Origin of the sequence: Okeania sp. SIO2B9, assembly GCF_010672505.1 — a bacterium.
Lineage (GTDB): Bacteria > Cyanobacteriota > Cyanobacteriia > Cyanobacteriales > Microcoleaceae > Okeania > Okeania hirsuta.
The window spans coordinates 1-9,626 of record NZ_JAAHGK010000116.1 but is presented as its reverse complement, the minus strand read 5'-3'; the positions used below and the strand labels follow the sequence as shown (position 1 = coordinate 9,626).

Annotated in this window: 5 protein-coding genes and 1 pseudogene; 5 read left to right on the top strand and 1 reads right to left on the bottom strand. The window is 39.2% G+C overall.

Features of this window, described 5'->3' with window-relative positions:
• The 3 genes and pseudogenes from F6K13_RS06605 to F6K13_RS06595 form a co-directional block, all read left to right on the top strand.
• Window positions 1–740 (top strand): annotated as a pseudogene (locus tag F6K13_RS06605) (hypothetical protein); the annotation flags it as partial.
• A 1,008-nt stretch (window positions 741–1,748) separates the two neighbouring features.
• Window positions 1,749–3,341: a threonine ammonia-lyase, biosynthetic gene (gene ilvA, locus F6K13_RS06600; protein WP_275670263.1), complete on the top strand. Its 1,593-nt coding sequence runs from the start codon at window positions 1,749–1,751 to the stop codon at window positions 3,339–3,341.
• Between the two features lie 706 nt (window positions 3,342–4,047).
• Window positions 4,048–5,124, top strand: a complete 1,077-nt coding sequence (locus F6K13_RS06595; RefSeq protein ID WP_124142910.1) for a DUF3474 domain-containing protein — start codon at window positions 4,048–4,050, stop codon at window positions 5,122–5,124.
• A gap of 183 nt (window positions 5,125–5,307) precedes the next feature.
• Here the strand turns inward: F6K13_RS06595 and F6K13_RS06590 are convergent, their stop codons facing one another.
• Window positions 5,308–6,654: a protein kinase gene (locus F6K13_RS06590; protein ID WP_124142911.1), complete on the bottom strand. Its 1,347-nt coding sequence runs from the start codon at window positions 6,652–6,654 to the stop codon at window positions 5,308–5,310.
• A 929-nt stretch (window positions 6,655–7,583) separates the two neighbouring features.
• On the opposite strand from F6K13_RS06590, the gene F6K13_RS06585 reads away from it, so the two are divergent.
• Window positions 7,584–8,963 (top strand): cytochrome P450, encoded by a 1,380-nt coding sequence (locus tag F6K13_RS06585; protein WP_124142825.1) that lies wholly within the window; start codon window positions 7,584–7,586, stop codon window positions 8,961–8,963.
• Window positions 8,964–9,098: 135 nt separating this feature from the next.
• On the top strand, window positions 9,099–9,374 hold the full coding sequence (locus F6K13_RS06580; protein ID WP_124142826.1) for a cytochrome P450: 276 nt from the start codon (window positions 9,099–9,101) through the stop codon (window positions 9,372–9,374).
• The last annotated feature ends 252 nt before the right edge of the window (window positions 9,375–9,626 follow it).

Sequence of the window (9,626 nt, the reverse complement as noted above, 5' to 3'; positions counted from 1 at the left end):
ACTTTAATAGTCTTTATCCAGGAAAAGATATTGATGTTGTCACAGGTGCAAGACTTTCTGCCACGTTCCCTTACATATCTCCCATTTGTCGAGCCGACGACCGCGTCGCTGATGGTAAAGATCGCAAGATAGAAAATTATCACGTCGCTGATGGTGGCTATTTCGACAATTCTGGTTTTGTGACAGCATTAGAATGGCTTGAGGAGCTTCTTCGTGAAAAACCTACCCAAAAAGGTGAAGAAACTACCCCAGAAATAAAAAGAATTCTGATCTTACAAATCAATCCTTTTCCTGAAACCAAACCTAATGAGCAACCTAAAAAGGAAAAGAAGCGAGGTTTGTTTATGGCAACTATTGGTCCGTTGCTAGGCTTATTCAAGGTTCGCAGGCCAATTCTTACTTCCCGCAATTTAACTGAGGTAGAATTGTTGCAGGAATGGGAGAGCGCAAAACAGAATGATGGAAACGTAGAAATTGAATATTTCCCCATCTTCTTCCCTTCTATTACTGAGGAAGCAAAACTAGGACTAAAGACTGCAGAGCAAGAAGTTACTCCAGATCTAAAAGCAAAACAATCATTTTATAGCGCAGAAGGTGAATACGAGCCACCACTCTCATGGAAACTAACAAAGAAGGAAAAGGACGCGATCCGAGCAGGCTGGAAAAAGATAGTGAGAGACAAGGAAAGCACAATTGAAAAACTTAAGAATCTTTGGCTAGATCAATGGAATATGAAATAAACGCCAAGCATATTGTCTAAGAGCGATCGCGCTCTTGTGGCTCAGTAATATCATGTCCGGTTGAATACTTAACACTTTGGAGGAGGTAAGGCAGAAGGCAGGAGGCAGGAGGCAGAAGGAAAGAAAAGGTTAGAAGGGAAAAGGTTTTGATCACGCTCTTATCCGGACATGATATAACCCGATGAGATCAACCGAAATCTCGGTTTCCTATTTTCAAGAAAAACTATCACTCTGTCACTTTCTCCAATAGCAGGCAGAACGATCGCTTTTTTTGAGATTTTGTGCGATACCGGAGGTATAAAAAAATATCAAAAACTGGAAGAATTAACATGATATAAGTCCTGTAGTGGACTGACACGCCTAAAATGGTGCAATAGTAGGGGCGGGTTCCGCGTTAAGTTAATGGTGTCACCTACGACTAAGTAAACCCGCCCCCGCCCCAATAATCTAATGCATAAAATTAGATGTGTCGGTCTAGTAGGTAATGATAAGATGAGCGAAGGCAGCCATGCTCAGAGCAAAGGGTAGAAGGAACAACTGGATAGGATTTTATACCAATTCCCATGCATTATTGTTATACTTGGGCAGTACTTCAGTTGTCAACTGATCGGTACAAACAAAATCACTTTTTTGCTAATTTAAGCTTGCGTTAATGTTAATTATTCTTATGTTTGCTTCTCCCTGTACGGACGTTGCATGCAACTACCTATTTCCCCTCCTGGGAGGCAGGGCTGTTTTAAAGTATTGTAGATTAAGGATGAGCGGGAGAACAGGAGATGAGGGGATAGTGGAACAGTGAAATTTGCCAAAATTTGCCGATTTTGAGCGCCAATAAGCGTCTTTAAGCTCTGAGAGGATATTGGGTTCAATGGCGCTTAAAAGCCTCCATCCCGGTGTTGACCTGTCTCCGTGTCCCTGTGTCTATCGAGAATGAAACAGCCCTACCCTCCACCGGAGGGGTTAGGGGTGAGTCCCCTGCTCAACAAAGTGTAGAAAAGTTTTTGAGAAATGGTTTTATACCCTTCTGCCTTCTGCCTCCTGGCCTCTGCCTTTCCCAATAATCAAGCATTTACTAACCAAATAAAACCTATGTATTGTGACTATCTAGTACAAATTCTCACTGCCCGCGTCTACGACGTAGCCCAAGAATCACCACTTGAAACCGCTCCCAACCTTTCAAAACGCCTCCAAAACAACCTCCTACTCAAACGAGAAGATATGCAGTCAGTCTTCTCCTTCAAATTACGCGGAGCTTACAATAAAATGGCTCAACTGCCTCCAGAAATTCTCTCCCAGGGAGTCATCGCAGCGTCCGCTGGAAATCACGCTCAAGGAGTTGCCCTAGCTGCAGGTCGCCTCGGTACTCGCGCCATCATAGTCATGCCTGTCACTACCCCTCAACTAAAAGTTAATGCTGTCAAAGCTAGAGGAGGGGAAGTTATTTTGTATGGCGAAACCTATGATGAAGCTTCTAGTTACGCCCATCAACTGGAAGCAGAAAAAGGTTTAACTTTTATTCACCCCTTTGACGACCCCTACGTCATCGCCGGACAAGGAACAATTGGTATGGAAATTCTCCGCCAATATCAAAAACCCATTCACGCTATTTTTGTTGCCATTGGTGGTGGGGGTTTAATTTCTGGTATTGCTGCTTATGTTAAACGGTTGCGTCCGGAAATCAAAATTATTGGCGTTGAACCTGCTGATGCTGATGCTATGTCGCAGTCTCTCAAAGCTGGACACCGAGTCCGCTTACCTCAAGTAGGATTATTTGCCGATGGTGTTGCAGTGCGAGAAGTAGGAGAAGAAACACTTCGTCTATGTCAGCAATATGTAGATGATATTATTCTCGTCGAAACAGATGATACTTGTGCAGCTATCAAAGATGTATTTGAAGATACTCGCTCCATTGTCGAACCTGCTGGCGCATTGGCGATCGCTGGTGCAAAAGCTTATGTTGAGCGAGAAAAAATTCAAGATGAAACCCTGATCGCCGTTGCCTGTGGTGCCAATATGAATTTTGACCGCCTCCGTTTTGTGGCTGAAAGAGCAGAATTTGGGGAACGTCGCGAAGCCATATTTGCCGTTACTATTCCCGAAACTCCAGGTAGTCTCCGTAGATTTTGTGACTGTCTGGGCAAACGTAATATTACTGAGTTCAACTATCGCATTGCTGAGGAAAAAGAAGCACACATTTTTGTAGGAGTACAAATAGAAAACCGCGCTGATGCAGCCAAAATAGTAGAAACTTTTGAAAATCAAGGCTTGAAAACCCTAGACTTAACTGACGACGAACTGACAAAACTACACCTGCGCCATTTGGTTGGGGGTCGTTCTCCCCTCGCCCACCACGAATTACTTTACCGTTTTGAGTTCCCCGAACGGCCAGGAGCATTAATGAAATTTGTCGCCTCCATGAGTCCCAACTGGAATATTAGTCTTTTCCACTACCGTAATAATGGGTCAGATTATGGACGCATTGTGGTCGGAATGCAAGTCCCTCCTGATGAGATGGCCGAATGGCAAAGTTTTGTCCATAATTTTGGTTATCGCTATTGGGATGAAAGCCAAAACCCAGCCTACAAGCTATTTTTAGCCTAGTGCCGCTACGCTTCAAGAATTTAGAATTTAGAATTAAGAATTTAGAATTACCTCTTCTTTTCAAGGAGAGGATTGATTCAAAGGGCAATTTTTATTTATTATCCCCTTAAAAGGGGAGGCTTTAAACCACAATTTTTTGGTAAATAAAAAATTAAAAATAAAATTTTTTGAAAGTCTTGAAAGTCTTGAAAGTCTTGATTGTTAAGGCTTTTAGGATTTTGTAACTGGTTATATCATGTGCAGATAAGAGCGCTCTGGAAAAAACTTATCATGAGTGCTTCAACAGTAAATCTTTCTATTTTCCCTACTCCCCTACTCCCTATGAGGAAACGGAGACACACCGGACACGGGGACACGGCGTGTCGGTGACACTCTATCTCCGCGTCTCCCTGTCTCCCCCTCTCCGTGTCCTCAAGAACCCCCCGCTCCCCTACTATCTTAATAATCTGCCATCCTGCACTAGAAATATAAAATTTTTGTCAAAAATTACCCCTAGATAATATATAATAATGGTCGTTTCATCTCTCACTAGCTTTTGTTCTATAGCTGATGAGATTCGTCCTAATGCAGTGAAAGTTCCATAAATTTATACCCCTTTTCTCTCTGTTAGTTCAGAAGAGTTAGGGGTAGTTGATGGAAGCTAAATCTGCAAAATGTGACTTGTGAGGATGAAATATCAGACATATTACACAAAGTTGAAAATTTAGTGCAATCAAACACTGTTCTCGATCAAGCAACTAAGACAAACTTAACTCCCTCAAAAATAGAGTTACCTTTTACTCTTCAAGAAGTGAAAGCAGCTATTCCTCCACACTGTTTTGAGCCTTCTCTCTGGAAGTCTCTGAGCTACTTTTTTCTTGATATTGGCATTATTGCTGGTCTGTATGCAATCGCCTATAATCTGGATTCATGGTTCTTTTTTCCCATCTTCTGGTTAATGCAAGGAACTATGTTTTGGGCTTTATTTGTAGTGGGACACGACTGCGGTCATGGCTCTTTCTCCAAATATAAATGGTTTAATAACCTCATTGGGCATTTGTCTCACACTCCCATTCTCGTGCCTTACCACGGTTGGCGCATTAGTCATAGAACTCACCATGCCAATACTGGAAATCTTGATACTGATGAAAGTTGGTATCCTGTTTCTGAAAGTAAGTATAATATGATGCCTTGGTATGAAAAGCTATTTCGCTTTTACCTGCCATTATTAGCTTATCCACTCTATTTATTTAGGCGATCGCCTAATCGTGCTGGCTCTCATTTTCTGCCCAACAGTCCATTATTTCGTCCTTCTGAAAAGTGGGATGTCTTAACAAGTTCAGCACTCTGGATGTTAATGGTAGGTTTTCTGGGATGGCTCACCTATCAGTTTGGTTGGGTATTTTTAGTAAAATATTACCTAGTTCCTTATGTAATATTTGTCGTCTGGCTAGATTTAGTCACCTACTTACACCACACTGAAGCAGATATTCCCTGGTATCGTGGAGATGACTGGTACTTCCTGAAAGGTGCATTGTCTAGTATTGACCGCGACTATGGTTTTATCAATTCTATTCATCACGATATTGGTACTCATGTAGCTCATCACATTTTTCTGAGTATGCCACACTATCATTTAAAGACAGCTACGGAGGCAATAAAACCTCTTTTGGGTGAGTATTATCGGTATTCAAGCGAACCTGTATGGAAGAGTTTTATCAACTCTTATTTAGCTTGTCATTTTGTCTCAGACAAAGGTTCTCAGATATATTATCAATCACCTTGGAAAAAATCTTCAAACTAATTAAATTAGTATCATTTCGGTAGAACAAAGTAGGGGCGAATGGCCATTCGCCCTTACAGGATTTTGGTTGTGACGTGAAGTCAGAGATCGGCAGAAGAAGGAAGAAGGAATATCTAGCGTTGTCTGAATTTTAAGCTTTTGATTAGCGTGCTGAAAGCTGAGTGCTGTTTGCAGATCATTCCGTTACGGAAAATACCGATCGCTATTTAACAATGCCTGTTTAAATTCTTGAGCTGTTTTAAAATAAATTTCTGGTTGATCAATTAATGCTAAATCAATTACCTCTGCTAAAGATTTAGGAATAGAAATATTTCTTTGTCTAATTGGCACAGGTTTAGTTTGCAATACAGTTAAAATTGGGTCTTTACCAACAAAATCACGAGGATATACACCAGTTAACATATTGTATAAAGTTGCTGCCATTGCCCAAACATCTACTTCTGGTTTTACATATTTAAAATCAATCATTTGTTGCCTGGGCATAAATGGAAAAGTACCACCTTTATTTCCCGTAATTGTCTGCCCGCTTAAACCTGCTAAATCAAAAGCTTTTGCTAATCCATAATCTGCTATTTTTACTACTGTTGAATTATCTACATTACTCAGAAAAATATTAGCTGGTTTAATATCGCGGTGAACCAAACCTCGCCCAATACTCAAACTACCATCTGCCTTTTTTACATAAGGAATTTCTGCATTATGGGCATATTCTAAACCATCTAAAGCCTGTAAAATAATCGGCACTGCCACTTCAACAGATAACTGATAACCATGACTCTGCATCAAGTTCCAAATACTACCACCATTACAATATTCTAAAGTAAAAAAAAATAGGCGATCGCTATAATGATAATCTTTCAATTTAACAACATTCGGATGATTTAAAGCTTTAGTATTTTCTATTTCTCTCAAAAAACGATTTATAGCATTAGGATTATTTATGATTTCTGGCAACATTGTTTTTAAAGCTATTAATTCTTGAGTATGATTATTTTTAGCTAAATAAACTTCTCCACAGCCACCTTTTCCTAATAAATTAAGTGTCGTATAACCAGGAATTGTAGTTATAGTAGAATCACCTAAACTTGGTCGTAAAGTTGATAATTCAACTGTTTTTGCTTGCCAAGTTCTTGGTTGATCAAGCATTTCTGGAGGCATTTCTGTTTCTTCTTCAAGACTAACCTGAAAAATAGTATTTCCTAATTGAATTTGGTCTCCTGATTGTAATTCATATTCAGGAAAATTATTTTTTTTTGTTGTTTCAGGAATATGCTCAGATTGACGTTGCCCAATTTTTTTACCATTAACATAAGTACCATTTTTACTAGCAAAATCACGCACTCGTATATCTGGAGGATTAATATCAAGTAGACAATGATAACGAGAAATTGTACGATGTTGTTCATCACTAGGTAGTCTGGGTCTACAGTCTCGATGACGACCGATAATACAGGTAGTTCGTTCTTCAAAGATAAATTCTTTGCCGAGCATACTTCCTTGGATAATAGTAAGTTTGACTTTAGCAGACATGAGGGAGTTAAAATTTTTGATATTTGTGCGATGATTTATATCAATTATCTAGGAAATTTTATTTTGATTTTTTATCTGATGATAAATTGTGAAGTATCTCTAGCATAATTTTGATAATATTTAAGTATAATTATCTTGATTATACAGTAAGAGAATATCAAAAATGTCGGGTGGGCAAATCTGAAAAGATTTACGGTTAATCTAGACAAATTAGTACATCTATAGAGTTAAAAATTTGTAAGGGAAGCTTTTGTCAGATTTGATAACTTTTCCTGATAGTTTATCATTTTCTTTGTGGGTTTAATACCCCACCGTCAACGGGGGTGTTCAAAATTACTTGGGGGAGCGAATCCCCATGTAATTTTCCTTCTGTCTCCTGTCTCCTGTCTCCTTCTTCAACCTATTTTATTCCAAGGTAATATATAGCGTATTTGCGTAAGTCCCAATCTAGTGTATTTTGGAGTTAAGAATCTGGCTTTGCTAGAAGCTACATAATAAACATCTCCAATAATAAAAAATAAAATCAATTATCGTAGATAAATCATAAATTATTTCCCTCTAATCCATCTTTTCCGGGGAAGTCTAATGAATGTAGTAAAAATGCGATCGTAAATACAGATATACAGGACTTACGCATGAGGTACAAAAAACCAGGGTTTGAGATTGCTTTCTGTTCCGGAATACTCCCCAAACCCTATCGGTCGCTTAGGACGACAATACGTTGCAGGTGCGTAAGTCCTAATTTATACAGGACTTACACAGAATAACCTTGAAAACACCGTATGTAGGGGCGTTTTGCTCCGCAACATGTAAAGCGGAGCTTTGTGGAACGCAAATCGTATTCGCTCTCAGTCAATATAGTGTCTATGGGTAAGTCCTAATATAGATAGAGTATATTAGTAGAGTAGCAATCAAACTCAGAAAAAAAAATGGTCACATCCCAACTCCCTAAAGGCCCAAAAAATCTGTCATTCCTGAATAAACTGCAAAGAATAGTCAAACCCTTGGAATTCTTGGAAAGTAATGCTAGACAATATGGTGATATCTTTACCCTTCCTGTTTTATTAGGTGAGAGTAAACAGTCAATGGTAATCATCAGTAACCCCCAAGGAATTCAAGAAATTTTTGCCACCGATCCAGAAAAATTAGATGCCGGCGGAAATGGGACAAGGTTGATTTTTTTAGGAGAACAATCTCTTCTAGCACTTTCAGGCGCTCCTCACAGACGACAACGGAAACTTTTAACACCACCATTTCATGGCCAAAGGATGCTAGCTTACGGCGAGCTCATTCGTGAAATCATTCAGCAAGTTACATCTCAATGGATAACAAACAAAACTTTTTCCATTCGTTCCTCTACTCAAAGAATCTCATTTCAAGTAATTTTAAAAGCTGTATTTGGTTTAGAAGAAGGTCAACGCTTACAAGAAATGGACCAATTGTTAACTACTAGATTTGAGGGAAGAGAATCTATCTTCAGATCTATCTTATTATTTTTCCCTGCACTACAAAAAGATTGGGGTCCGTTAAGTCCTTGGGGGTGGTTGATGCAGAATGAGCGAGACATTGATAAACTAATCTATGCTGAAATTGCTGAACGTAGGGAAAATCCCGATCCATCTCGCACCGATATTTTGTCTTTGATGATGGCAGCGCGGGATGAAGAGGGACAACCTATGACAGATTTAGAATTGCGCGATGAGTTAATTACTCTGTTAGTAGCTGGTCACGAAACTACTGCAACAGCTTTAGCATGGGCATTTTACTGGATTCACCGTCAACCAGAAATTCGAGATAAACTGCTGCAAGAACTTCATGCACTCGGAGATAAACCAGATCCGATGGAAATTTTAAAATTGCCCTATTTGGATGCTGTGTGCAAAGAAACTCTGCGAATTTATCCAGTAGCGATATTAGCACTTCAACGACAGGTGAAGTCACCCCTAGAAATTATGGGTTATCAGTTTCAACCAGGAACTTTTCTGAGTCCCTGTATTTATTTAACTCATCATCGGGAAGATTTATATCCTCAACCGAAGCAGTTTAAACCAGAGCGTTTTCTAGAACGTCAATTTTCCCCTTATGAATATTTGCCTTTTGGCGGTGGCAACCGTCGCTGTATTGGTCAGGCTTTTGCCTTGTTTGAGATGAAATTGGTATTAGCAACCATACTATCTAGTTGGGAGTTGGCATTAGCAGATGAAAAGCCTGTTAAAGCAGTGCGTCGTGGTTTGTTGATGGCTCCAGCAGATGGGGTTCGGATGGTGGTTAAGGGAAAGCGTTATCAAAATCAGCTAGTACCTGTTTAAGAATTAGCTCCTATTGTGACGTTTTGTATCAGTTTGATGAAGCAGTATAACAATAAAACAAATTGATAAACTTAAAACTCCTAAATTTATCCAACAAATCCAATCAACCCTAAAACTATTAGAGTTTTTGGATAATTGTGCCCAAAATTATGGAGAACTTTTTTTACCAATTCCTTTGGCAATTTAGAGACTTTAGTTGTCAGTCATCCCCAGGATATTCAAGAGTTATTTAATCCTAAAAACAAAATTCTTGATGCCCCAGCTGCTCCTAATGAAATATTCAAACCTCAACTTGGAGAAAACTTATTAATTGTACAAGATGGAGAACGCCATCGAAAACAGCGAAAGCTAATGATGCCTCCCTTTTTTTCTATAGGTAGTATTTTGTTTTTTGTCGGAAGATCAAATTAATTTTTGGAGTTCTAGCTCTCACTTTTAGCCAGTGATATAACTCTACGCGGAGCTTTGCGTTGGCAAAATTCCCGGTTTCCAATAACCACCAGTTTATATTTTTTTAATCACCGTAAAACTGGTTGAATAAGTGCCTTTTGCTCCGCTAAATTAGTAGAGCCTTTTTGGAGCAAAACTTGCAAGTAAATAGGTAATGCTCTTTTTTTGTAGATAGTGGCTATCACGAAGATATGATGATTTTTCCATTGTCTT

What these genes read in the sequence shown, in the direction of transcription:
- ilvA (WP_275670263.1), top strand. Translation starts at nt 1,749, where the DNA reads ATGGTTTTATACCCTTCTGCCTTCTGCCTCCTGGCCTCTGCCTTTCCC.
- F6K13_RS06590 (WP_124142911.1), bottom strand. Translation starts at nt 6,654, where the DNA reads ATGTCTGCTAAAGTCAAACTTACTATTATCCAAGGAAGTATGCTCGGC.
- F6K13_RS06585 (WP_124142825.1), top strand. Translation starts at nt 7,584, where the DNA reads ATGGTCACATCCCAACTCCCTAAAGGCCCAAAAAATCTGTCATTCCTG.